The 22,836-nt window shown below is 70.1% G+C and carries 22 protein-coding genes; 14 read left to right on the forward strand and 8 right to left on the reverse strand.

All coding sequences use genetic code 11. The features are described 5' to 3' along the window. Positions 1-288 precede the first annotated feature (288 nt). The 3 genes from KF903_RS04235 to KF903_RS04245 all read left to right on the forward strand — a co-directional run bounded on the left by KF903_RS04235 (position 289) and on the right by KF903_RS04245 (position 4,241). Positions 289-1,299 (forward strand): hypothetical protein, encoded by a 1,011-nt coding sequence (locus KF903_RS04235; RefSeq protein ID WP_291211423.1) that lies wholly within the window; start codon positions 289-291, stop codon positions 1,297-1,299. A gap of 158 nt (positions 1,300-1,457) precedes the next feature. After that, positions 1,458-2,453 carry a DUF2333 family protein gene (locus KF903_RS04240; protein WP_291211425.1) on the forward strand — a complete coding sequence of 332 codons (996 nt, stop codon included), beginning with the start codon at positions 1,458-1,460 and terminating at the stop codon, positions 2,451-2,453. 78 nt (positions 2,454-2,531) lie between these two features. After that, positions 2,532-4,241: a glycosyltransferase family 39 protein gene (locus tag KF903_RS04245; RefSeq protein WP_291211428.1), complete on the forward strand. Its 1,710-nt coding sequence runs from the start codon at positions 2,532-2,534 to the stop codon at positions 4,239-4,241. 23 nt (positions 4,242-4,264) lie between these two features. Here KF903_RS04245 and ppa read toward each other — a convergent pair whose 3' ends face one another. Continuing rightward, positions 4,265-4,798: an inorganic diphosphatase gene (gene ppa / locus KF903_RS04250; RefSeq protein ID WP_291211431.1), complete on the reverse strand. Its 534-nt coding sequence runs from the start codon at positions 4,796-4,798 to the stop codon at positions 4,265-4,267. A 99-nt stretch (positions 4,799-4,897) separates the two neighbouring features. Next, positions 4,898-6,982, reverse strand: coding sequence for a prolyl oligopeptidase family serine peptidase (locus KF903_RS04255; RefSeq protein WP_291211723.1), 2,085 nt, complete (start codon positions 6,980-6,982; stop codon positions 4,898-4,900). A 322-nt stretch (positions 6,983-7,304) separates the two neighbouring features. Here KF903_RS04255 and KF903_RS04260 point away from each other — a divergent pair, with 322 nt between their 5' ends. The 6 genes from KF903_RS04260 (at position 7,305) to KF903_RS04285 (ending at position 15,140) form a co-directional block, all read left to right on the forward strand. After that, positions 7,305-7,694, forward strand: coding sequence for a BlaI/MecI/CopY family transcriptional regulator (locus tag KF903_RS04260; protein WP_291211435.1), 390 nt, complete (start codon positions 7,305-7,307; stop codon positions 7,692-7,694). Positions 7,695-7,696: 2 nt separating this feature from the next. Continuing rightward, positions 7,697-9,376, forward strand: a complete 1,680-nt coding sequence (locus tag KF903_RS04265) for a M56 family metallopeptidase (RefSeq protein ID WP_291211438.1) — start codon at positions 7,697-7,699, stop codon at positions 9,374-9,376. 560 nt (positions 9,377-9,936) lie between these two features. Beyond that, on the forward strand, positions 9,937-10,623 hold the full coding sequence (locus KF903_RS04270) for a response regulator transcription factor (RefSeq protein WP_291211441.1): 687 nt from the start codon (positions 9,937-9,939) through the stop codon (positions 10,621-10,623). Beyond that, positions 10,607-11,935: a HAMP domain-containing sensor histidine kinase gene (locus KF903_RS04275; protein WP_291211444.1), complete on the forward strand. Its 1,329-nt coding sequence runs from the start codon at positions 10,607-10,609 to the stop codon at positions 11,933-11,935. Before KF903_RS04270 ends, KF903_RS04275 begins: the two co-directional genes overlap by 17 nt. Positions 11,936-12,221: 286 nt before the next feature. Then, entirely contained in the window at positions 12,222-13,628 is a 1,407-nt protein-coding gene (locus KF903_RS04280) for a choice-of-anchor Q domain-containing protein (protein ID WP_291211447.1), read from the forward strand. A 192-nt stretch (positions 13,629-13,820) separates the two neighbouring features. Further along, positions 13,821-15,140, forward strand: a complete 1,320-nt coding sequence (locus KF903_RS04285; RefSeq protein ID WP_291211450.1) for a thymidine phosphorylase — start codon at positions 13,821-13,823, stop codon at positions 15,138-15,140. Positions 15,141-15,144: 4 nt separating this feature from the next. Here the strand turns inward: KF903_RS04285 and KF903_RS04290 are convergent, their stop codons facing one another. The 3 genes from KF903_RS04290 to KF903_RS04300 are packed head-to-tail and all read right to left on the reverse strand — an operon-like array spanning position 15,145 to position 17,086. Then, entirely contained in the window at positions 15,145-15,576 is a 432-nt protein-coding gene (locus tag KF903_RS04290) for a cytidine deaminase (RefSeq protein WP_291211452.1), read from the reverse strand. Then, positions 15,573-16,490 carry a branched-chain amino acid transaminase gene (locus tag KF903_RS04295; protein WP_291211455.1) on the reverse strand — a complete coding sequence of 306 codons (918 nt, stop codon included), beginning with the start codon at positions 16,488-16,490 and terminating at the stop codon, positions 15,573-15,575. Before KF903_RS04295 ends, KF903_RS04290 begins: the two co-directional genes overlap by 4 nt. A 56-nt stretch (positions 16,491-16,546) precedes the next feature. Continuing rightward, the gene (locus tag KF903_RS04300) at positions 16,547-17,086 is read right to left on the reverse strand and encodes a hypothetical protein (RefSeq protein ID WP_291211458.1); all 540 of its coding nucleotides are present in this window, start codon (positions 17,084-17,086) and stop codon (positions 16,547-16,549) included. A 259-nt stretch (positions 17,087-17,345) separates the two neighbouring features. On the opposite strand from KF903_RS04300, the gene asnB reads away from it, so the two are divergent. After that, a complete protein-coding gene (asnB, locus tag KF903_RS04305) occupies positions 17,346-19,043 on the forward strand; it encodes an asparagine synthase B (protein WP_291211461.1) in 1,698 nt (565 codons plus the stop codon). A gap of 61 nt (positions 19,044-19,104) precedes the next feature. On the opposite strand, the gene metF is transcribed toward asnB, so the two are convergent. From metF to KF903_RS04320, 3 genes are all read right to left on the reverse strand, one after another. Next, complete coding sequence (gene metF, locus KF903_RS04310; RefSeq protein ID WP_291211464.1) at positions 19,105-19,944, reverse strand: methylenetetrahydrofolate reductase [NAD(P)H]; 840 nt, start codon at positions 19,942-19,944, stop codon at positions 19,105-19,107. An 88-nt stretch (positions 19,945-20,032) separates the two neighbouring features. After that, positions 20,033-20,221, reverse strand: coding sequence for a hypothetical protein (locus KF903_RS04315; protein WP_291211467.1), 189 nt, complete (start codon positions 20,219-20,221; stop codon positions 20,033-20,035). After that, complete coding sequence (locus tag KF903_RS04320; protein ID WP_291211469.1) at positions 20,218-20,496, reverse strand: hypothetical protein; 279 nt, start codon at positions 20,494-20,496, stop codon at positions 20,218-20,220. The genes KF903_RS04315 and KF903_RS04320 overlap by 4 nt, the downstream gene beginning before the upstream one ends. A gap of 93 nt (positions 20,497-20,589) precedes the next feature. Here KF903_RS04320 and KF903_RS04325 point away from each other — a divergent pair, with 93 nt between their 5' ends. The 4 genes from KF903_RS04325 to KF903_RS04340 all read left to right on the forward strand — a co-directional run bounded on the left by KF903_RS04325 (position 20,590) and on the right by KF903_RS04340 (position 22,830). Beyond that, positions 20,590-21,144, forward strand: a complete 555-nt coding sequence (locus tag KF903_RS04325) for a DUF3228 family protein (protein ID WP_291211471.1) — start codon at positions 20,590-20,592, stop codon at positions 21,142-21,144. A 45-nt stretch (positions 21,145-21,189) separates the two neighbouring features. Then, positions 21,190-22,032, forward strand: a complete 843-nt coding sequence (locus KF903_RS04330; protein ID WP_291211474.1) for an EamA family transporter — start codon at positions 21,190-21,192, stop codon at positions 22,030-22,032. Between the two features lie 76 nt (positions 22,033-22,108). Further along, positions 22,109-22,429, forward strand: a complete 321-nt coding sequence (locus KF903_RS04335; protein ID WP_291211477.1) for an STAS domain-containing protein — start codon at positions 22,109-22,111, stop codon at positions 22,427-22,429. After that, positions 22,426-22,830: an ATP-binding protein gene (locus KF903_RS04340; protein ID WP_291211480.1), complete on the forward strand. Its 405-nt coding sequence runs from the start codon at positions 22,426-22,428 to the stop codon at positions 22,828-22,830. The genes KF903_RS04335 and KF903_RS04340 overlap by 4 nt, the downstream gene beginning before the upstream one ends. Positions 22,831-22,836: the final 6 nt, after the last annotated feature.

Below are 22,836 nucleotides of genomic sequence, written 5' to 3' on the forward strand. Positions count from 1 at the left end.
GCATCGGTGCCGGAACGGTCATCGATGAGGCGGTGGCGCTCCGCTGGCGCAGCGTCGATGGCCGTGGCTACGGCCGATGCGGCACCACCTGCAATGGCCGGCGTGGTGGTGGCGGGAGCGGGTCGTTGCCCACGATGATCGGACGTCACGTTGCCCGATCCGCGCGCGTCCGGCAATCTTCACCGGCTGTGGTGGTCGACGGCGCAGGACGCATCGAGCCTGCGGCGGTGGTCGCTTCGGCCCCGTGCGATCGGATCATGGCAAGGCAGGCGCGCAATGGCAGCAAGCATGCAAACCCGGTGGCGCTGGCAGTTGCTCGCGCTGGTGATCTGCGTGGCACTGCTGGCCGGTTGCCGGCAGGCACCGGCGCTGAGCGGCGGCATGTTCAGCTCCGGCGGCAGGTATTTTGCCTACATCTACATGGTGATCTGGATCCACAGCTACCAGCGCACCGGCGGCAGGACCGTGTCCTCGGGCTCGTTCCGCTCGTACCTGCAGGTGATCGACACCGACAGCGGACGCAAGCTGCTGGAGCGACCGCTGCGGCCCGATTGTGGTTACCCGCGCATCGGCGACCTCAACGCATCCCATGTGCTCGTCACCTGCATGGCGGCAGGGCGCGACACCCGGGACAGGCCGGCGCCGTTCGTGTTCGACCTCGCCACCGGCAAGGTCCGCGTGGACAGCAGGACCGTGGCCGAGCGCAATCCCGGCGGCTTGCTCGGTGGGGCCGACTCGACCTTCCGCGATCCGGCTGCGCCGGAGGCGTTCATTGTCGAGGGCAAGGACGGGCGCAACTACCGGCTCGACCCGACCAGCGGTATGGCGACCGTCACGAGTGGTGAGCTGGTGCGACTCGAATCGGGAATCAGCGGCTTCTACCAGGCCTGTCACCTGCCCGCCGGGCTGCACGAGAGTGGCGGAACCCGGCGCCACATCGAGCGCGACAAGGCGCTGCGCTCGCAGGACGATTTCCTCGATCCGCAGTACCTGTGCGTGGACAGTGGCCAACGCGACTCGCTGGCCGCGGCCACCGACATCGATGGCGGCCTGCTCGTGCTGTCGCGCACGAGCACCCAGGATGCGCAGGACAAGCAGCTCACGCTGCTCGACCGGACGACGCTGAAGACGCGCTGGAGCACGCCGCTGCCGCAGCCGCGCGGGGATTGGGCGGGCCGTTTCGACAGCGAGAAATTCGCCCGCCGCGGGCAGCATGTGCTGGTCGCCAATGCCTCGCAGCTGCTCGACATCGACCTCGCCAGCGGCCGGATCCTGCGCAACACCGCGCTCGTGGACTGAGGCGTGCGTGCCGGGCGCGGCGCGCCCGTGGCGCCTGGCGTGCGGGCCGGCGTGCCGACTGCGCGCACCGGTTCCGGGGCCGCGCCGCGAGGCGCGGCAGGCGCCGAACGTCGCGGCTTGCGCTATCGTGGCACGGCAGCAGTCATGGAGTCGTCGCGATGAAGTCGTGGTGGTGGCGTGGGGCCGGTGTCGTGTTGCTCGTCTACGTGGCGGGCGTGCTCGCACTCATGTGGTGGTGGGACTACGAGCCGCCGCATTTCGACGTGGCCGCCAACGCGCGCGAGGTCACGGGCGAACTGGGCTCCGCATCGCGCGCCGTTACCGGCAGCGTGACCACGGCTGCGCTGATCACGAGCGCGCAGACGCTGCTCGACAAGCGCGGCGGTTATCTCAGCAACGACCGCCTGCCGCCCGGCGTGCTGATGGACAACGTGCCGAACTGGGAGTTTGGCGTGCTGACCGCAACGCGCGACCTTGCCCGCGCGCTGCGCAACGACCTGAGCCGCTCGCAGACGCAATCGGTCGAGGATGCGGACCTGCAGGAGGCCGATCCGCTGTTCAGCTCACCCAACGACCGCTGGCTGCTGCCGAGCTCGGAAAGCCAATACCGCAAGGCGATCGGGCACCTGCGCGCGTATCTGGCGCGGCTGGTCGGAGGCGGGCAGGGCACGGCGCAGTTCTACGCGCGCGCCGACAACCTCGCCGACTATCTGCAGGTGGCGTCGGCGCGACTGGGTTCGCTGTCGCAGCGACTGTCGGCGGCGGCCGGGCAGGTGCGGCTCGACACCACGCTCGCGGGCGATCCGCATGCGCAGCAGTCCAGTGCGACGCCGCCCGAGCAATTCGTGCGCACGCCGTGGACCAAGATCGACGACAACTTCTACGAGGCGCGTGGGTATGCCTGGGCGCTGCGTGAGCAGCTCGAGGCGATGCGCATCGATTTCGCGCCGATCCTGGCCAGCAAGAACGCCACCGTGAGCCTCGAGCAGATCATCCGCGAGCTCGAGGAATCGCAGCGCGCCCTCGGCAGCCCGGTCGTGCTCAACGGCCGGCCGTTCGGCTTCTTTGCCAACCACTCGCTGGTGATGGCCAACTACATCTCACGCGCCAACGCCGCCATGATCGATCTGCGCGAGTTGCTCAAGCGCGGCTGAGCCGGACCCGCGCCGGCCGGGTCCGCGCGCGACAAGGTGGGCGCGCCATGCCAAGATGCGCGCTTTCGTCGGCCAGCCATGCCCGTGACACCCCTGTGCGCCCCAGCTCCCGCGTGGCAACGCGACGACGCCCTGCCGCTGCTCGCCGCCTTCGCGCTGCTGCTGCCGATGGTGCTGTTGATGCCGGCGCTGCCGATCGACGAGACGCGCTACCTCGCCGTGGCCTGGGAGATGCGCCAGAGCGGCGACTTCCTCGTGCCGCATCTCAATGGCGCGACCTATGCGCACAAGCCACCGCTCCTGTTCTGGCTCATCAATGCCGGCTGGCTCGTCACCGGCGTGCAGGCCTGGACCGCGCGGGCGATGACGCTGGCCTGTTCGTTGGCAAGCCTTGCGCTCATGCATCGACTGGCCTGGCGCCTGAGCGGCTCGGTCGCGGTGGCGCGGCTGGCGACCTGGTTGCTGGCCGGCACGCTGTACTTTGGGCTGTTCGCCAACGCGATCATGTTCGACGTGCCGCTCGCCACCTGCGTGCTGCTGGCGCTGCTCGGCGTCTGCGACCTCGTCGCCGGGCGCATGCGTCGCGGCGTGCTGGTGACCGGCGCGGCGATCGGTCTGGGCATTCTCGTCAAGGGCCCGGTCATGCTGCTCGACATCGCCTGCGTCGCGCTGCTGGCGCCGTGGTGGAGCCTGGGTCGGCTCGACGGTCGCCGCGCGGCGTATTTCGGCGCGCTCGGCGTCGCGCTGCTGCTCGGTGCCGCGATCGCCCTGGCGTGGGCGATCCCGGCGGCGCTGCATGGCGGCGAGGATTACGCGCGTGCGATCTTCCTCAAGCAGACGCTCGATCGCATCCAGGGCGTCAAGGGCACCAGCGCGCACGGCCGGCCGTGGTGGTGGTACCTGGCGGTGTTTCCGCTCATGGTGCTGCCGTGGCCGCTCGTGGTGCGCGGCGGAATCGGCGCGTTGCGCGCGCGCCTGCGCGAGCTGCAGCTCGATGTGCTGGATTGGCGCTGGCCCGCGGCGCTCTGCGGTCGCGCTTCGGCCGCGTGGCGTTGCGGCATCGCCTGGCTGGTGCCGACCTTCGTCGTGTTCTCGCTCGTCAGCGGCAAGCAGCCGCACTACCTGCTGCCGCTGATCCCGGCGCTGGCACTGCTGATCGCGCTGGGCCTGGAGTCCGCGCAATTGCGCTTGCGCGGCGGCCTGTTCGGCGCCGTGCTCGTGCTGCTCGGGCTCGGTGTCGCCTCGCTGCGACTGTGGCCGCTCGGCCGCACGGCGCAGGCCTACGCCGATCTGATCGCGCCGTGGTGGGGCCTGGCCGTGATCGTGCTCGGCGGCGTGCTGCTGGGCTGGCGCCGACGCCTGCCGTTAGCGCTGCCGGTGGTGGTGACGCTGGCGCTCGCGCTCGTCATCAAGCTCGTGATCGTGCAGGGCCCAGGTGCGCGCTACGACATCACGCCGATGGCGCAGCGCATTGCCGACCTGCAGGCGCAGGGACATCCGGTGGCGAATCTGGGTTGGCATCACGGCGTCTACGAGTTTGCCGCGCGCCTGCACGAGCCGGTGCCGGCCTTCGATACGGTGGCCGATTTCGCCGTCTGGGCGCAGCAGCATCCCGATGCCTACGTGGCGACGTTCTACCGCCAGTTCCGTTTCCGCGCCAAACCCGTGTTCACGCAGCCGTTCCGCGGCGGCGAGGTGTCGCTGTGGAAAGCCGGCGATGCACTCGCCTCGGGCATCGACCCGAGCCTGTCGCATGCGGCCGACGAGGCGGATGCGGGCGAGGACTGAGCAGTGGCCGGCGTGAGCGGCGCTCAGTGCGCGCTCGCGTAGCGTGCCACGCCGGCTTCGATCTCACGCTTGGCGGCGGCGGCGTCGGCCCAGCCTTCGAGCTTCACCCACTTGCCCTGTTCGAGATCCTTGTAGTGCTCGAAGAAGTGGCCGATGCGTTCGAGCCAGTGGCCCGAGACCTGGCTGATGTCGCTGATGTGGGCATAACCGGCAAAGGTGCGGTGGTGCGGCACCACGATGAGCTTCTCGTCGGCGCCGGCCTCGTCGGTCATGCGCAACATGCCGACCGGCAGGCAGCGGATGACCGAGCCGGGCACGAGCGGCAGCGGCAGGATCACCAGCGCGTCGAGCGGATCGCCATCGCCGCCGAGCGTGCGCGGCACATAGCCGTAGTTGCACGGGTAGCGCATCGGTGTCGACAGCACGCGATCGACGAAGATCGCGCCACTGGCCTTGTCGACCTCGTACTTGACTGGCTCGGCGTCCTTGGGGATCTCGATGATGACGTTGATTTCGTCGGGTACGCGCCCACCGGCGCTGACTCGGTCGAGGGACATGTTCACTCCATCGCGATGGCCGCGCCGGCGCCATGCGCCCGCGCGAGGGGCGCGCAGCATACTGCATGCACGTCCAACCTGCCGCGCGCGACCGTGCAGTCAGTGCCTGCCGCCACCGAGCTGCTGCCACAGGAAGCCGTAGCTGAGCGCCCACATCGAAGCCGACTGGCGGGCATCGGCGGCCGCGCCGTGGCCGCCTTCGCGGTTCTCGTAGAACCACACCTTGGCGTAGCCCATGTCCTCCATGCGCGCCGCCATCTTGCGCGCCTGCACGGGACCGACACGGTCGTCGCTGGTGGCGGTGTAGAACAGCACCGGCGGGTAATCCTGGCCGGGTCTGAGGTTCTCGTAGGGCGAGAAGGTCCTGATCCAGTTCCATTCCTCGGGCTTGTCGGGGTCACCGTACTCGGCGATCCACGAGGCGCCGGCCGACAGATGGGTGTAGCGCTTCATGTCGAGCAGCGGCACCTGGCAGACGATCGCGCCGAAGTGCTGCGGGTCGAGCGTGAGCATGTTGCCCATGAGCAAGCCACCATTGCTGCCACCCATCGCGCCCAGACGCGCGCGCGAGGTGACGCCGCGCCGCACGAGGTCGTCGGCCACCGCGACGAAGTCCTCGTAGGCGCGCAGGCGGTTGGCCTTGAGTGCGGCCTGGTGCCAGCGCGGGCCGTATTCGCCGCCGCCGCGGATGTTGGCGAGCACGTAGACGCCACCCTTGTCCAGCCATTGCTGGCCAACCACGCCGTTGTAGCGCGGCTGCAGCGACACCTCGAAGCCGCCGTAGCCGTACAGCAACGTCGGGTTGGAGCCATCGAGCTTGAGCGCCTTGCGCGCGAGCTGGAAATACGGCACGCGGGTGCCATCCTTCGAGGTCACGAAGAACTGCTGCGCCTGGTAGGCGTCGGCGTCGAAGAAGGCGGGCGCGCGCTTGAGCAACCGCGCGGTGCCGCGGCCGAGCGTGCCCAGCGACAGCGTGTCGGGTTCGAGGAAATTGGTGACGTGCAGGAAATAGCTGTCGTCGTCGTCGGGATCCACCGCCGTGGCCGTGGCCGTGGACAGCGGCGGCGCGCCGGCCAGCGGCGCGCGTTGCCAGTCGCCGTGCGCGTTCGGGGTGAGCACTTCCTGGCGACTGGCGACGTTGTCGAGCAGGTTGAGGATCAGGTGGTGGCGCGTCCAGCTGTAGTTCGCCAGCGACGTGGTCGCGGTGGGCGCAAACAGCACCACGAGTTCGCGCTTGCCCGCCATGAAGTCGTCGAAGCGGGCCGCGAGCAGCGCGCCTGACGGGTAGGTCGTCCCGTTCACGGTCCACGCGTCGCGCAACTGGATCGTGAGCCATTCGCGATGCGCGTCGGCATTGGCGTCGAGCGGGATGTCGAGCCTGGCGAGCGTGCCGTCCTTGCCGCGCAGGAAGGTCTGGCTGGTGTAGAAGTCGATCGTGCGCGTGACGAACTCGCGCTCGAAGCCGGGCGTGAGATCACGCACCGCGCTGACGGCGAGATCCTCGTCGCTTCCTTCGTACACGAGCGTGGCCGCGGTCAGCGGCGTGCCGCGCTGCCATAGTTTGGCGATGCGCGGGTAGCTGGAGCGGGTCATCGAACCCGGGCCGAAGTCGGTGCCGACGAAGACGTGGTCGTGGTCGACCCAGGCGATCTGCGACTTGGCCGCGGGCAACTGGAAGCCATCCTTCACGAAGGCCTTGTCGTGCAGGTCGAACTCGCGAATCACCACGGCATCGGTGCCGCCCGGCGACAGCGACACGAGGCAGCGCCGGCTGTCGGGGCGCAGGCACTGCGCCCCGTGCCACACCCAGCTCTCGTTGTCGGCCTTGCCGAGTGCATCGACGTCGATCACGGTTTCCCAGCGCGGTTGCGCCTTGCGGTATTCGGCCAGCGTGGTGCGGCGCCAGACCCCGCGCGGATGCTCCTTGTCCTTCCAGAAGTTGTAGTAGCGCTCGCCGATCTTCTCCACGCCCGGGATGCGGGCGTCCGATTCGAGGATGCCGAGCACGGCCTGGCGTGCGGCCTCGAATTCGGGCGTGGCGGCGAATGCGGCGCGGGTGCGCGCGTTCTGCGCGTCGACCCACTCCAGTGGCTTGGTGCCGTGGATGTCCTCCAGCCACAGCCAGTCATCGTCGACTGTGGCAGGCCCGGTGGGGTTGGTCGTGGTGGTGGCGGCGGTAGGCATCGGGGTCGGCTGGCTGGCGCAGGCGGTCAGCAACGTGGCGGCAATGACAAGGGCAGGCAGCGGCAACTTCATGGCGGCTTCCGGGGTGGCTGAGCCCGCCATTGGGCCGCGCACCGCGCCAATTGTCCAGCGCCTGGCCGGCCGCGCGCGCCACCGATCGTACGAAGGACGTCGTTGACAAGCCGGCGGCGGCTGCTAGGATCGCTGGCGTGCGAGCGCGTCGGGTTCCAGCCGCCCCATGTGGAGGGTGCCAGCGTTGCTCTCGGGAGCACCCTCGTTGCAGCTGGCCACATCCACCCGCCGGATCGGAGAACCCTCGACCATGACCCGCCACGATGTTCCGCCACGGCCCACCGATGCGGAGCTGGCCATCCTCAACGTGCTGTGGGACCGCGGTCCGAGCACGGTACGCGATGTCCACGAAGCGCTGTACCGCGACGAAGGCGCCGGCTACACCACGGCGCTCAAGCTGCTGCAGATCATGTACGGCAAGGGTCTGGTGCTGCGCGACGATACCGAGCGCGCGCACGTGTTCCGCGCCGCGGTCAATCGCGAGCGCACCCAGAAGCGCTTCGTCGCCGACCTCGTGCAGCGCGTGTTCAACGGTTCGTCCTCGCAGCTCGTGCTGCAGGCCCTGGGCGGCCGCGGCAAGGCCACGCGGGCCGAACTCGACGAAATCCGCGCCCTGCTGGACCGCCTCGAAGGGAACTGACGATGGACGCGCTGATGCCATGGATCGATGCAATCGGCTGGACGCTGCTGCACTTCCTGTGGCAGGGCGCGGCGATCGGAGTGGCCTACGCGGCCGCGCGCAGCCTGCTCGCGCGCGAGGCCAGCGACGCGCGCTATCTGCTCGGCCTGGGCGCACTGGCCTTGCTTGCACTGACGCCCCTGCTCACGCTGGCGCGCCTGTGGCCGGCCGCGGCCGACGTGGCGCCCGCCGGCGCCGCGTGGCTCGACGCACCGGCGGCGTCGGCTGCAGCGGCCGGCATCGATCTGGCGGCACTCGTCGGTACGCTGCTGCCATGGCTCGTCGCGGCATGGCTGCTCGGTGTCTGCGTGCTGGCGGCGCGGGCCTTGCGGGAATGGCACCGCCTCGACCGCATCCTGCGGCGTGGCGCTGCGGCCCACGCGCGCATCGACGCGATGTTGGCGGCGATCAAGCAGCGCCTGCACTTTCCCCATCGCGTGCGCGCGCTGATCAGCGCGCAGGTCGACACGCCGATGCTGGTGGGCTGGCTGCGGCCCGTGATCGTGCTGCCTGCCGCGGTGGCGCTGGGCTTTCCGCGCGCGCAGGTCGAGTTGATCCTCGCCCACGAGCTGGGCCACCTGCGGCGGCGCGATCACCTGGTCAACCTCGTGCAGACCGCGGTCGAGACCGTGCTGTTCTATCACCCCGTCGTGCACTGGATCTCGCGCGAGGTGCGCAACGAGCGCGAACTGTGCTGCGACCGCCTCGTGCTGCGCACGCTCGATGGCGAAGCACATCAATACGCCCGCATGCTGGCCGCATTGGAAGAACTGCGCCTGGCCACGCCGATGATGCTCGCGGCCAATGGCGGCGAGCTGCTGGCGCGCGTGCAGCGCATCGTTGGCGTGGCGACGCCGCGCGTGGTTGCGGTCGAGGGTCGCGCCGCGGGGCGCTGGCTGCTGCTGGCCGGCGCGATGCTCGCCTTGTGGGCCGTGGTCGCGCATCGGCCCGCCGAGGTCCTGGTGGCGGCGGCGCCGGCTGCGGATTGGCTCGTTCCGCAGTGGTCCGCGCCGGTGCACGACGTCGCTACAGCGGTGGCGCCGCCGCTGCCGTGGCGCGCGGCGCGGGTCGCGCCCGATGCGGCGCCGGTGCCACCGGTGGTTGCCGCCGCCCCGCCCGCGACCGCCGTGGTCCGATCTGCGTCGCGCCTCGACGAGGCAGCCCCGGTGGCTGTCGCGGCCCGCCTGGCGGCATCGACCGCTGCGCTGCCGGTGGCCGCCGCGCCCGCCGCGCCCTCGATCGTGACGCCAGCCACGCCGCCGGCCGACCGCTTGACGCCGGCCCCGGCTGCGCCGGTGGCCGTGCACACGGTGGCGCCGGCGTATCCGGGCTCGGTGCTCGCCGCGCGCGTCAGCGTGGAAGCGAGTTTTGCCATCGCGCCCGACGGTTCGGTGCGCGACATCCGCCTGCACGGTGCCGCCGATCGCAGTTTCAAGCGCGCCGCCGAACTGGCGCTGCGCCAGTGGCGCTTCGACCCGGCCAGCCTCGGCGCCGATTCGGCGCGGCGCTATTCACAGACCTTCGTGTTCGCGCCGGCGATGGAGTTGGCCGGCGGCGACGGTTGCCAGCGCCAGACCGGGTCGATGCTGTGCCGCGCAGCGGCGACCGAGCCCGACGCCGGCGCTCGCGCGTCAGGCATCTGAGGTCGTTGCGATCAGCTCCGGCGCAGAAAATCAATGAGTTGGCGCCGCCCGCTCGCGCATTGCCCAGCGCATGCTTAACGTCGCCCTGAGTCGGATTTAACGCGACCTTAATCGCGCCGAACCTATATTCGAGCCACTGTAGTCCTGCTCGACACTCCTAAGTCAGGTCCTGTGACTGGCAGATTACGGTAATCGGGGCAGTAGCTTTTGACCCAAGGCAGGCGCGTTCCCCCAATGACGCCTCCTTGGGTCATTTTCTTTGGCCCACCGGTTGGTCGCTGCAACCTGGCGTACGGGCCCGCGTCGCTGCCTCACCTGCGCGCGGCTCCCGCACGGCGCTCGATGGGCGCATCCGGCGTGGCCGTGCGGGCCGCGCGAGTGGGCCGACCACGGTCCGCGTGCGCTGTTGCGGATCACGCCAGCGCACCGCATCCGGCGGGAACTTGTGCTGGCGCACGCGATCCGAGCCTGTCCCCGTGGTGGCCGGGTTGCGGCCGCGCGGCGCGCGGTTCCGCGATACCGCCGGCGACACTTCGCCGCGTCCTGCTAGAGTAGAAGCCATGCGCATCCTCGTCATCGAAGACAACAGCGACATCGCGGCCAACATCGGCGACTTCCTGGCCGACAAGGGTCATGTGGTCGATTTTGCCGGTGACGGCGTGACTGGTCTGCATCTGGCCGTGGTCAACGATTTCGACGTCATCGTGCTCGACCTCGGGCTGCCCGGCATGGATGGGCTCGAGGTCTGCCGCAAGTTGCGCCACGACGGCCGGAAGCAGACGCCCGTGCTGATGCTGACCGCGCGCGACAACCTCGACGCCAAGCTCACCGGTTTCGATTCGGGCGCCGACGACTACATGGTCAAACCGTTCGCGTTGCAGGAGCTGGCGGCGCGGCTCGAGGTGCTCGGCCGCCGCGGCAAGGGCAACAAGAGCCGCGTGCTGCAACTGGCCGACCTCAGCTTCAACCTCGACACGCTGATGGTCAATCGCGCCGGCAAATCGATCACGCTCAATCCGATCGGCCTCAAGCTGCTGCAGACGCTGATGGAAGCCTCGCCCTCGGTGGTGACGCGGCAGGAACTGGAAACGCGCGTGTGGGGCGAGGAACTGCCCGACAGCGACAGCCTGCGGGTGCATATCCACGGTCTGCGCGCGCAGATCGACAAGCCGTTCGACAAGCCGCTGATCCAGACCCGGCACGGCATCGGCTATCGCATGGTCGATCCGGATGCGCTACCGACGTAGGCTGCGCTCGCGCATCATCATTTCCTTCGCGCTGTTTGGTCTGGGCCTGACGGCGCTGTTTGCCGCGGCGACGATGTACATGCGCGCGCGGCTCGAAGACCAGCTCGTCAACTCGATGCTGCAGCGTGAGCTGCGTCACTTCGTCGAATTCAAGCGCGACAACCCCGAGCCCGACGCGCAATTCCCGATGTCGTTGATCCGGCTGCAGATCGTGCGCGCCGGGCGCACCGCAACCGTGCCGCTGGCGTGGCAGAAGTTCGACGTCGGCGTGTACGACATCGAGGAGTTCGGCCGCGAGGGCAAGCTGCGGCCATTCAAGCTCGCCGTCTACAAGGACGCCGACTACTGGGCCTACCTGTGGTTCGACGTGAGCACGCAGAAGCTCGGCGCGCGGCAGCTGCTGGTCGCCGTGGCCAGCGCGGTGTGCGTGTTCGCGCTGCTGTCGCTGCTGCTCGGATTCTGGCTGTCCAGGCGCGTCATGAGCCCAGTGACCGATCTGGCCCAGCGCGTGCGCGCGATGAGCCAGCGTGGCCAGCCCGGCTTGCTGCGCGCGCACTTCGCCAACGACGAAGTCGGCCAGCTTGCCGAGGCGCTCGACGACTATTCCGCGCGCCTGACCGAGATGGTCCAGCGTGACCGCGAGTTCAATGCCGACGTGAGCCACGAACTGCGCACGCCGCTGGCCGTGATCGCGAGCACCACCGAACTGCTGCAGGCGTCGTCCGACCTCGGCGACAAGCCGCGCGAACGCCTCAAGCGCATCGAGCGCGCCGTGCGCCAGTGCAGCGAGCTCATCGACGCGCTGCTGCTGCTGTCGCGGCGCGAACGCCAGGCACCGACCGATGGCGAGACCACCGACGTGGTCAGGGTCGTCGAACAGGTGGTCGATTCGCAGCGCCCGCACATCGCCAACAAGCCGGTGGCCGTGCGCGTCGAGGTCGATGAGCCGCTCGAAGTGGTGGCGCCCTCGTCGGTGGTCGCGGTGGCGTTGGGCAACCTGATCGGCAATGCCTTCAAGTACACGCCCGCCGGCGAGGTCATCATCACGGTCGGCCACGGGCGCGTCAGCATCGAGGACACCGGGCCCGGCATTGCCGCCGAGGACGCCGACAAGCTGTTCGAGCGCGGCGTGCGCGGCACCAAGGTCGGCAAGGGGGGTGGGCTCGGCCTGGCGATCGTGCGTCGCCTGTGCGAACTCTATGGCTGGACCGTCACGTTGGCGCCGCGCCCGCAGGGCGGCGCCACAGCGTTGCTGCGGTTCGAGCAGCGCCGCGAGGCCGGGCACGGGCCGGCCGCGACGGCACATCGCTAGCACCTGCCCGTCGATCGGAAGGCGCAAGCCCGATCGCGTGGCCTTGCGGCCTGCAGGAACCGCCCGGTGGCATGCATGGCGGGCGCGACCGGGGCCGTTGCGCGGCGGCGGTGTCGTCGGGCCGCGGCTTTGCGTCCAGGCGCCGCGGCTGGGTCGATTGAGATTTTGCGCGCCGTTGTGCGTTCTGTTTGCGCCGGGATGCAGCAAAGCCGCCGCTCCCGTTTCAGGGGGAGCAGCGATGTTCGATCCAATCCATTCAGCCCATGCAGGCTTGTGCCGCCGGCCATTGCAGGCCTGCTTCGCGGCCGTTCTGACCCTTGGCATGCCGACGGCGACCTTGGCCGCGACGCTATGGACGGTCGACAGCTGCAGCGAGGCCAACAGCGGCAGCGGTAGCACCGGCAGCCTGCGCTACGCCGCCGCAAACGCGGTCAGTGGCGACACCATCGACATGACCGCGCTGACCTGCAGCTCGATCACGCTGTCGAGCGGCGCCATCGTGTTCGGGCAGGACGACATCACGGTGAAAGGCCCGGGCAAGGCGGCGCTCACGGTCCATGGGAGCGACGACCGCGTGTTCCGTCATGACGGCCACGGCGCATTTGCCCTCAATGATCTGACCGTGGCGCACGGCTACGTGCATCCTTCGCTCGGCGCCGAGGCCAACGGCGGCTGCATTTCCTCGAACGGCAAGGTTTACCTGACGCGTGTCGGTGTCAATGCCTGCCGCGCGGCCGCCGTTGGCGCAGCGGCGCATGGCGGCGGCGTCTATGGCCGCGACGTGGTGTTTGCGAAATACAGCGACATTTCCGCCAATGTCGCCTCCGGGTCCGGAATCAGCAGCGGCGGCGGCGGGGTTTTCAGCTACCACGACATCGTCGTCGGGAGTAGCACCATCAGCGGCAACTCGGCGCAGGGCAGCAGCGGTGGCATGGGTGGCGGCCTTCGCGCCCTGCTCGGCAACACGACCGTCGTCGCCTCGACGATTTCCGGCAATTTTGCCAATTTCGGCGGCGGCATCTACGCGCGCAGCGGGGCCACCAGCCAGTCGAGCACGTTCACGCTGGTCAACAGCACTGTCTCCGGCAATGTCGCCGGCAGCGTTGTCGGTGGCGCATGGACGAACGCCGGGACGATCGAAGTCAAGAACTCCACCGTGGCATTCAACACGGCGGGTTCCGCGAAAAACGGCTTCAGGTACTACGCGGCAGGCTTCAACATCGACGACACCTTCGCCTTTTATACCGACATCAATCACTTTGCCTTCAAGGTAACGACGCTGCAAAGCTCGGTGTTTTCGAACAACACCAGCGGTACCACGACGCCGGTTGCCGACGACTTCGGCATCACGCGTTTCTCCAACTGGGAACTGGTGCCGATCAGCGGTGAGAAGAGCCTCGTGTTCGGAATGGCCAATCCGTGGCTCGCCTTGAACATCGACGTCGCGACGACGGGCGTATGCCCGCTGCTGGGGCCGTTGCGCGCCAACGGTGGTCCCACCAGGACGCACGCGTTGTTGGCCGGCAGTCCGGCCATCGACCACGGCAACAACACGGTGCCGTTCGCGACCGACCAGCGCGGTACGCCGTTCGTGCGCGTGTGGGGTGTGGCGGCCGACATCGGCGCCTACGAGGTACAACCGGACGACGCCCTGTTCAGCGATGGCTTCGACGGGCCTCCCACCTGTCCGTAGCCGCGCCGCCGTGGCCGTGTTGCGGGTCCACGACAAGCGGCTCCATTGCCGCTAGCCTTGCCCGGTCCCACCACCGAGGCCGTCCATGTCGTCGCCCGCCATCAGCCGATCCGGATTCGTCCCCACCGGCGGCGCAGCCGTCGCGCCGCTGCCGCCGGCCGTGCCGCGGCTGGCGCCGCCGCGGGCGCGCCCATGAGTGCGCCCCCGGCAGCCAGTCTCATCCGCGCCAAGCGCGTGGGCGGCAAGCTCGATGCCGCGCAGTGGCGCGCGCTCGCCAATGGCATCGCCGACGGCAGTTGGAACGATGGCCAGATCGGCGCGTTCGCGATGGCGGTGGCCTGGCGTGGCCTCGATGCCGACGAGTGCCGGCTGTTCACGCTCGCGCTGCGCGATTCGGGACGCTGCCTGGACTGGTCGACGCTGCCCGGCCCGGTGCTCGACAAGCATTCCACCGGCGGCGTCGGCGATTGCGTGAGCCTGGCGCTGGCGCCGCTGGTCGCGGCCTGCGGGGGCTACGTGCCGATGATCTCGGGCCGCGGCCTGGGTCACACCGGCGGTACGCTCGACAAGCTCGAGAGCCTTGCCGGCTACGACGTGCACCCCTCGCCCGCGCGCTTGCGCGAGGTCGTCGCCAGCGTCGGCTGCGCGATCGTCGGCCAGAGTGCCGATCTCGTGCCGGCCGATCGCCGCCTGTACGCGGTGCGCGACGTCAGCGCCACGGTCGATGTGCCCGAGCTCATCGTCGCCTCGATCCTGTCCAAGAAGCTCGCCGGCGGCGCCAGCGCGCTCGTGCTCGACATCAAGACCGGCAGCGGCGCGCAGACGCCCGACGAGGACGCCGCGCGCGCGCTCGCGCACCGCATGCAGGCCGTTGCCGCGGGCAGCGGCATGGCCCTGGCGGCCGCGCTCACCGACATGGGCCAGGTGCTCGGCCGCGAGGCCGGCAATGCACTGGAGGTGCATGCGATTGTCGACTTGCTGTGCGGTCGCCCGTGCTGCCCGCGTCTGCGCGAACTGGTGCTGGCGCTGTCGGCGCGCTTGCTGTGCCTGGGCGGCCTTGCCGCCGACCCCGCCGCCGCACGCGCGCGCCTGGAGCAGGCCTTGGCCACCGGCGCGGCCGCCGAGCGCTTCGCGCGCATGGTTGCCGCGCTGGGCGGTCCGACCGACCTCATCGAACATCCGCGGCGCCACCTGCCACAGGCGCCGCTGCAACTGCCGGTGCCGGCGACGCGCGCCGGTGTCATCGCGGCGATCGATGTGCGCGCACTCGGCGAGTGCGTGGTCGATCTTGGCGGCGGTCGCCGCAGCAGCGATGCGCGCATCGACCACGCGGTGGGACTTGCCGCCGTGCGCGGCGCGGGCGAGCGCGTCGCGGCCGGCGAGGCACTCGCGATCGTGCATGCACGCAGCGCCGACGCCGCCGCCCGCGCCGCCGCGCAGGTGGCCGCCGCGTTCCACATCAACGTGGCCGCGCCGCCCGCGGTGCCGCTGCTGCGCTGGCTGCAGGACTGAGGTTTCAGCGGGTCGGAAACACGAAGCGCCACGGCAGCAGCGCATCGGCGGCGACCTCGACCCAACTGGCGTCGGGCTGGCGGAAACTGACCGCTGCCGCGCCGCCGAATTCGACCAGCGCCTGGCGGCAGGCACCGCAGGGTGACACCGGCAGCGCCCGCCCGGCCTCGTCGAATGCGGCCACCGCGATCGCGGCCAGGCGGAAGGCCGCGCCTTCCGCCTGCACGGCGGTCGCAATCGCGGCGCGCTCGGCGCAACCGCCGACCGGATAGGCCGCGTTCTCGACGTTGCAGCCGGTGTAGAGCTGGCCGCTGGCCGAGCGCAGCGCCGCGCCGACATTGAGCCGCGAGTAGGGTGCATAGGCCTGGCGCGCTGCCGCGTCGGCGCGCGCGCGCAGCTCGTCCATGCCGTCAGCCGGGGCGGGCGCCTCGCTCATAGCGGTTCGAGCCAGCCCCAGCGATCCTCGGTCCTGCCGTCGAACAGGCCGAAGAACAGTTCCTGCAGGCGATGCGTAAGCGGGCCCGGCTTGCCGGCGCCGACCGGTTTGCCGTCGACCGAGCGGATCGGCGTGATCTCGGCGGCGGTGCCGCACATGAACAGCTCGTCGCACAGGTACAGGTATTCGCGCGGGATGTCGCGCTCGACCACTTCGATGCCGTGCGTGCGCGCCAGCGTGATCAGCGTGTTGCGGGTGATGCCGTTGAGCAGCGCCGCGCTCACTGGCGTGGTGTGCAGCGCGCCGTCGAACACGAGGAACAGGTTCTCGCCGGCGCCCTCGCTCAGCAGGCCGGTGGAGGCCAGGGCGATGCCCTCGCCGAAACCGAGCCGGCGCGCTTCGCGCGCGACGAGCTGGCCCGACAGGTAGTTGCCACCGGCCTTGGCACCGGCCGGGATCGTGTTCGGCGCGAAGCGCTGCCAGCTCGACACGCAGGCGTCGATGCCCGCTTCGAGCACGCCGGCGCCGAGATAAGCGCCCATGTCCCAGCAGGCCACCGCGACATCGGTCGGCGTCTGCGCCGACAGGCCGAAGCCGCCGAGGCCGCGGAATGCGATCGGCCGCAGATAACACTGCTGGAAACCGTTGGCCTTGACGATGGCGCGGCAGGCCGCGTTGATGTCGTCGATCGAGTAGGGCAGCGCGATGTCGTAGATCTTGGCCGAGTGGAACAGGCGCTTGTTGTGGTCGGTGAGGCGGAAGATCGCCGGACCCTTGCTGGTTTCATAGCAGCGGATGCCCTCGAACACCGACGAACCGTAGTGCAGCGCATGCGCCATCACGTGCACGGTGGCTTCGGCCCACGGCTTGATCGCGCCGTTGTGCCAGATGAACGGGGGGTATTGCTGCGCCATGGCCACGGCTCCGGACAGGGAACGCGAATGATAGCAGCGCGCCGCGTGCGGCCGGCTCAGCCATCGAGCCAGTAGCAGCCGGCCTCGTCGTAGACGCCAAAATGCACGCTGCGCTGGCCGCCCTCGGCGGCGCCGCCGGTGCGCAGGTCGAAGCCGTCGGGCGCCGCGTCGAGTGACAGCAGCGGCGCATCCACCAGTGCGCGCAATTCGGCCATGCGTTGCCGCGCCGCGCTGCCGCTGATGCCGGCCCACTGCATCGCGGCGGCGATCGCGTTGGCGTCGTGGCGCGCAATGGCCGCCAGCACGCGCTCGCGCAGCTCGGCAGCGCTGCGCGCGCATTCGTCGGCGCGTGGCCGTTCGGCCGCCGGCGCCGCGCCAGGCGCGCCGATCGCACTGGCCTCCTCGCCGCAGCGCAGGCCGCTGAACACGATTTCGCCGTTGTGGCCCACGCAGCGGTGCACGCGCTGGCCGGCGTCGGCGACGACCTGGCCCGGCAGAGCCGACGCGACCAGCAGCACCGCCAGCAGCAGGTCGCCGCGGCGTCGCCGCCAGGCGGTGCTTGCGCGGGCCGCGCCGACGTGGTCTAGTTGGCGCATGTCTTCGCCCATGCGCCCGATTGTGCCGCTCCCCGCCGCCGCTGTCGCGGCTGGCGTGCTGTGCAATCGTCGCAACAATAATCCGTGGCCGCCAAGCGGGGCTCGCGTGTAGGCGAAAGTTGCATACCGACACGATACGAAGGCCCGCTCGAATGCGGGCCTTCGTCGTTTCGGGGCCCGTCGCGTGGGGTTCGTCGCCGGAGGCGGCACGGAACGCCGCCTTCGTTTGCGCTTGCACGGACGCGACAGGAGAAACCTCATGTGTTCGATCTTCGGAATGTTCGACCTGCAACCGGGTGACGACCTCGCCGCGCTGCGCCAGCAAGCGCTGGAGTGCTCGCGGCGTCAGCGTCATCGCGGCCCCGACTGGAGCGGCGTGTACGTCGATGCCGGCGTGATCCTCGTGCACGAGCGGCTCGCCATCGTCGATCCCGCCAGCGGTGCACAGCCGCTGCGCTCGCGCGATGGCGCGCTGGCATTGGCCGTCAACGGCGAGATCTACAACCAGGCCGAGCTGCGCGCGGCGAGCGGCTACGACTTCACCAGCGGTTCGGATTGCGAAGTGATCAACGCGCTGTATCGCGAGGCCGCCGGCCAGCCACCGGCGCACTGGCTCGCGCGGCTCAACGGCATCTTCGCCTTCGCCTTGTGGGATGGCGACCGTGGCCGCTATCTCATCGCGCGCGACCCGCTTGGCGTGTGCCCGCTGTATTGGGGCCACGACCTGCAGGGTCGCCTGTGCGTGGCTTCGGAGATGAAGGCACTGGTCGACCTGTGCGCCGACGTGCGCGAGTTCCCGCCGGGCCACGTCTACGACAGTGCCGATGGCACGCTCGCGCGCTGGTATCAGCGGCCGTGGCGCGACCATGCGCACACGCGTGGCGTGCGCGTCGAGCCGGCTGCGCTGCGAGCCGCGTTCGAGGCCGCCGTGCATCGCCAGCTCATGACCGACGTACCCTACGGCGTGCTGCTGTCGGGCGGACTCGATTCCTCGCTCGTCGCCGCCTGCGCCGCGCGTTTTGCGCGCGCGCGCATCGAGGACGGCGATCGCAGCGAGGCCTGGTGGCCGCGCCTGCATTCGTTCGCGATCGGCCTCGACGGCTCGCCCGACCTGGCCGCCGCGCACATCGCCGCCGAGGCGCTGGGCACGGTCCACCACGCCTTCGTGTACAGCTTCGCCGAGGGACTCGATGCGCTGCCCGAGGTGATCCGCCACATCGAGACCTACGACGTGACGACGATCCGTGCCTCGACGCCGATGTTCCTGCTCGCGCGGCGCATCAAGGCGATGGGCGTGAAGATGGTGCTGTCGGGCGAGGGATCGGACGAGATCTTCGGCGGCTACCTGTACTTCCACAAGGCGCCCTCGGCGCAGGCCTTCCACGACGAAACCGTGCGCAAGCTCGACGCGTTGCATGCCTACGACTGCCTGCGCGCGAACAAGGCGATGATGGCCTGGGGCGTGGAAGCGCGCGTGCCGTTTCTCGACCTGGAGTTCCTCGATGTGGCGATGTCGATGGATGCCGCGCACAAGATGGCCGGTGTGCAGGCCGACGGCACGCGCCGCATCGAGAAGGCGGTGCTGCGCGAGGCGTTCGCCGGCGCGCTGCCCGAGTCGATCCTGTGGCGGCAGAAGGAACAATTCAGCGACGGCGTCGGCTATGGCTGGATCGATGGCCTCAAGGCGCATGCCGAGCAGGCCGTGAGCGACCGCGAATTCGCCGCCGCCGCCGCGCGCTTCCCCTACAACACGCCGGCGACCAAGGAAGCGTATTTCTACCGCGCGATCTTCGAGCGCCACTTCCCGGGCGCGGCCTGCGCCGCCACCGTGCCGGGCGGCAAGTCGATCGCCTGCTCGTCGCCGGCGGCACTGGCCTGGGATCCGGCCTTCGCCAACGCGGCCGATCCCTCCGGCCGTTCGGTTGCGGGCGTGCATGCAGCCGCAGTGGCGGGCTAGGGCCGCACGGTTGCCGCCCGGCGTCGCGCGCATCGGCGCCGGGGGGTGGTGGCGGTGCGCTTCAGTCGCGGCTGCGCATGCGCTCGAGCACCGCGAGCGTGGGCTTGCTGCGGTTGAGCGTGTAGAAGTGCAGGCCCGGCGCGCCGCCGGCGACGAGGCGGTCGCACAGCTCGGCCACCACGTCGGCGGCAAGTTCGCGGATCGCGTGCGCATCGTCACCGAGCGCGTGCAGGCGCTTGCCGAGCCAGCGCGGAATCTCCGCGCCGCACAGGTCCGAGAAGCGCTTGAGCTGGGTGAAGTTGGCGATCGGCATGATGCCGGGCGTGATCGGAATGTCGATGCCGAGCCGACGCACCGCATCGACGAAGCGGAAGTAGCCGTCGGCGTTGTAGAAGTACTGCGTGATCGCGCCGTCGGCGCCGGCATCGACCTTGGCCTTGAAGTGGCGCAGGTCGGCATGCGCGTCGTCGGCCTGCGGATGCACCTCGGGGTAGCACGCCACCTCGATGTGAAAATGCCCGTCGTGCTCGCGCCGGATGAAGTCGACGAGGTCGCTCGCGTAACGGAAGTCGCCGTGGCTGGCCATGCCCGAGGGCAGGTCGCCGCGCAGGGCGACGATGCGGCGGCAGCCCATGTGACGGTAGTCCGCGAGAAGGCTGGCGATTTCCGCGCGCGTACCGCCCATGCACGACAGGTGCGGTGCGGCGTCGAGGGCGTGTACCTCGCGCAGACGGCGGATCGTCTCGGGTGTGTAGTTGAGCGTCGAGCCGCCAGCGCCGAAGGTGCAGCTCACGTAGTCGGGGTGCAGCGACTTGAGCCTCGGCAGCGCGGCTTCGAGCGCATCGCGCTGCTCGTCGGTCTTGGGCGGAAAGAACTCGAACGAAAGTGGAACGTGGGCCATCGGTGGGTCCGTGCGGCGACAGGCGCGCACTATATCTCTTTGTGCGGATATAGAGATAGATGGCTGGGCCGGCGCGATGCGCCGCGGGCTAGAACCACACGATCAGGGCCAGGCTCAGCAGGCCGTACAGCACGATGACGGTCCAGAAGTCCGCCGGCTCCTCGTCGCGCACGATCTCGCGCAGGCGCCAGCCAGCCTTGGCGCTGACGCGGCCGCGCACGAGCGCGAGCACGACGTACAGGCCCAGCATTGCACCGAGCAGGTCGAACAGGCTCATTGGCGTGCTGCCACGAGCCACACGATGACCAGTCGCAGCAAGCCCAGCGCGGCCAGGACGAGGCCGCTCGGCACCGCGACGATCATGAGCAGGCCGAGGCCGATCGGATTGCCGTCGGCCGGCCCGAACCAGATCGCCAGTTGCAGCGGCAGGTAGCCGAGCAGGGCCAGCGCGAGGCCGCCACCGAGCATCCAGGCCGCGCCGCGCAGTTGCGTCTGGCGGCGCCGGGCGGCGTCGGACGATGGTGGCGCTGCGCGATGGCGCGATGGATTCATTGCGATCGTCCCGTGGCCGCGGCCATGCACGGCGACGCGCCGCGCGCTTGCCATTATGCTCGCGGTTTGCCCCCGCGCAGAGCGCCCGTGCCGATGTCGATCGTCCTTACCGAATTCGCGCGCGCGCGGCTGTTCCCGCGCGATGGACGCCGCACCGCGATCCAGGACTGCAGCGCCGAGGATTTCGTCGGCCACCTCAATCGGCAGCTGCCCGAGGTCGTGCTCGATGGCTATGCGCCATTCTGCAAGCTGCACGTGCATCGCAACTGGACCGCCACGCGCTGTTCGGTGATCGCGATCAGCGAGGCCAACCGCCACCTGCTGCGCAGCGGCTACGAGGCGCGCACGCGCGAGGAGCTCGCCGTGCTCGGGCGCTGGTTCGAGGGCGTCGAGCCGCCGCGCGCGACCTATCTGCTCCCGATCCTCTACGACCGCGCGCAACTGGCCCGCGAGGGCACCGCGATCGAGGCCGACTGGGGCATCGTCGGCTGCCTCTACACACTCGAGCCGCGCGAGATCCCGATGGCGCCGATCACGATGCTGCGCAATGCGCTCGGCGTCGCCGAGGGCGGCTCGGGCGTGCCGCTCGATCGCGCGGCCTACCGGCGCAGTGTCGAGTTCTGGGAGCGGCATGCGAACTGGCGCTGAGGCGGCCTGCGACTGCGCGGCGTGCCTGTCTGCGGGCGTGACGCGATGCTGAACCTTGCCGCCGCGGTCGTCTGCAGCGTGCTGGTGTCGGTGCTGCTCAAGCTCGCGCCGCGCTGGCGCATCGGCATCGATCAGGCGGTGGCGTGGAACTACCTCGTCGCCGGTGGCGCGAGCCTGGTGTTGCTCGCGCCGCAAGCCTCGCCCGAACTGCCCGCGCGGCTGCCGTGGCCGGTGCTCGGCGCGCTCGGCGTGTTGCTGCCGACGATCTTCCTTGTGCTGGCGCGCGCAGTGCGCGAAGCCGGCATCGCGCGCAGCGACGTGGCGCAGCGGCTGTCGCTGCTGTTGCCGCTGCTCGCCGCGTTCGTGCTGTTCGGCGAACGCCTGAGCGCACTCAAGCTCGCGGCTGCCGCGCTCGGGCTGGTCGCGCTCGCCGCGCTGACATGGCGCGGCGCTGACGCGGCGGCCGCGCCGCGCGGCAGTGCGCGGTGGTTGCTGCTGGTGTTCGTGGGTTTCGGCGTGATCGACATCCTGTTCAAGCGCCTCGCCGCGGGCGGTCTGGCCTTCGGCGCGGTCCTGCCGGTGGTATTCGCGCTCGCCTTCGTGGTTGCGGCCGCGATCGTGCTGCTGCGCCGGCGCCGACCCGACTGGCGCAGCGCCGCGGGCGGTCTCGTGCTCGGGGTCCTCAATTTCGGCAACATCCTGTTCTACCTGCGCGCGCATCGCGCCTTGCCCGATGCGCCCGCGCTCGTGTTCGCGGGCATGAACCTCGGCGTGGTCGCACTCGGCGCCATGCTCGGCCTGCTCGTGTTCCACGAGCGCCTGAGTCGCCTCAATCTGCTCGGCCTCGGCCTCGCGCCGGTCGCGATCGTGCTGCTCGTGCGCGGGTGAGCGCGGCAGTGCCTGCACCGTCGCGCCCGCCTGCCGCTATGCTGTGGCGATCGACGCGACCCTGGGTGCAGGCATCATGACGGCAGCTTTCCGCAGCGAGGACGAGGCGCAGCGCATCACGCTGGTGTTCAGTGGGCGGCTCGACACCGCCGCGGCGATGAACCTGCAGGACGCCGTACTGGCGCGCATCCACGCGGTCGCGCCCGGGCAGATTCTGCGTTTCGATCTCGGTGCGGTCGAGTTCGTGGCCTCGAGCTTCCTGCGCCTGTGCATCCAGGCCACGCGCGCGCTCGGCAACGAACGCTTCGAGCTGGCGCGGCCCACGCCGCTCGTGCGCGAAGTGTTCACGATGGCCGGGCTCGATCAGCACCTGCGCATCGTCGATCCGGGCGCGTGACCGACGTCGCGCCCGGCCACTGGCAGGTCACGGCCGACAACAGCGGCCTGGCGCGCCTGCAGCAGCAGGCGGCGGCCTGGCTCGACGGGGCCGGTGTCGCAGCGCGCTGTGCGCAGCACGTGCTGCTCGCGCTCGACGAACTGGCCGCCAACGTCGTGCAACACGGTGTGGGGGCGAGCTGGATCAGCCTGCGCCTGGCGCTCGACGCCGACGCCATCGAGCTCGAACTGCACGACGATGGCGTGGCTTTCGATCCGACCGGCCATGCCGTCAGCGCGGCTGCCGCGCCGACGCTCGGGGGCTATGGCCTGAAGCTCGTGCGCCAGCTGGCGTGCGCGTTCGAATATGCCCGTGCTGCCGACAATTGCGTGCGCCTGCGGTTGGCCTGCGAGCGCGACTGAGTCGCG

Origin of the sequence: Dokdonella sp. (assembly GCF_019634845.1) — a bacterium.
Taxonomy (GTDB): domain Bacteria; phylum Pseudomonadota; class Gammaproteobacteria; order Xanthomonadales; family Rhodanobacteraceae; genus Dokdonella_A.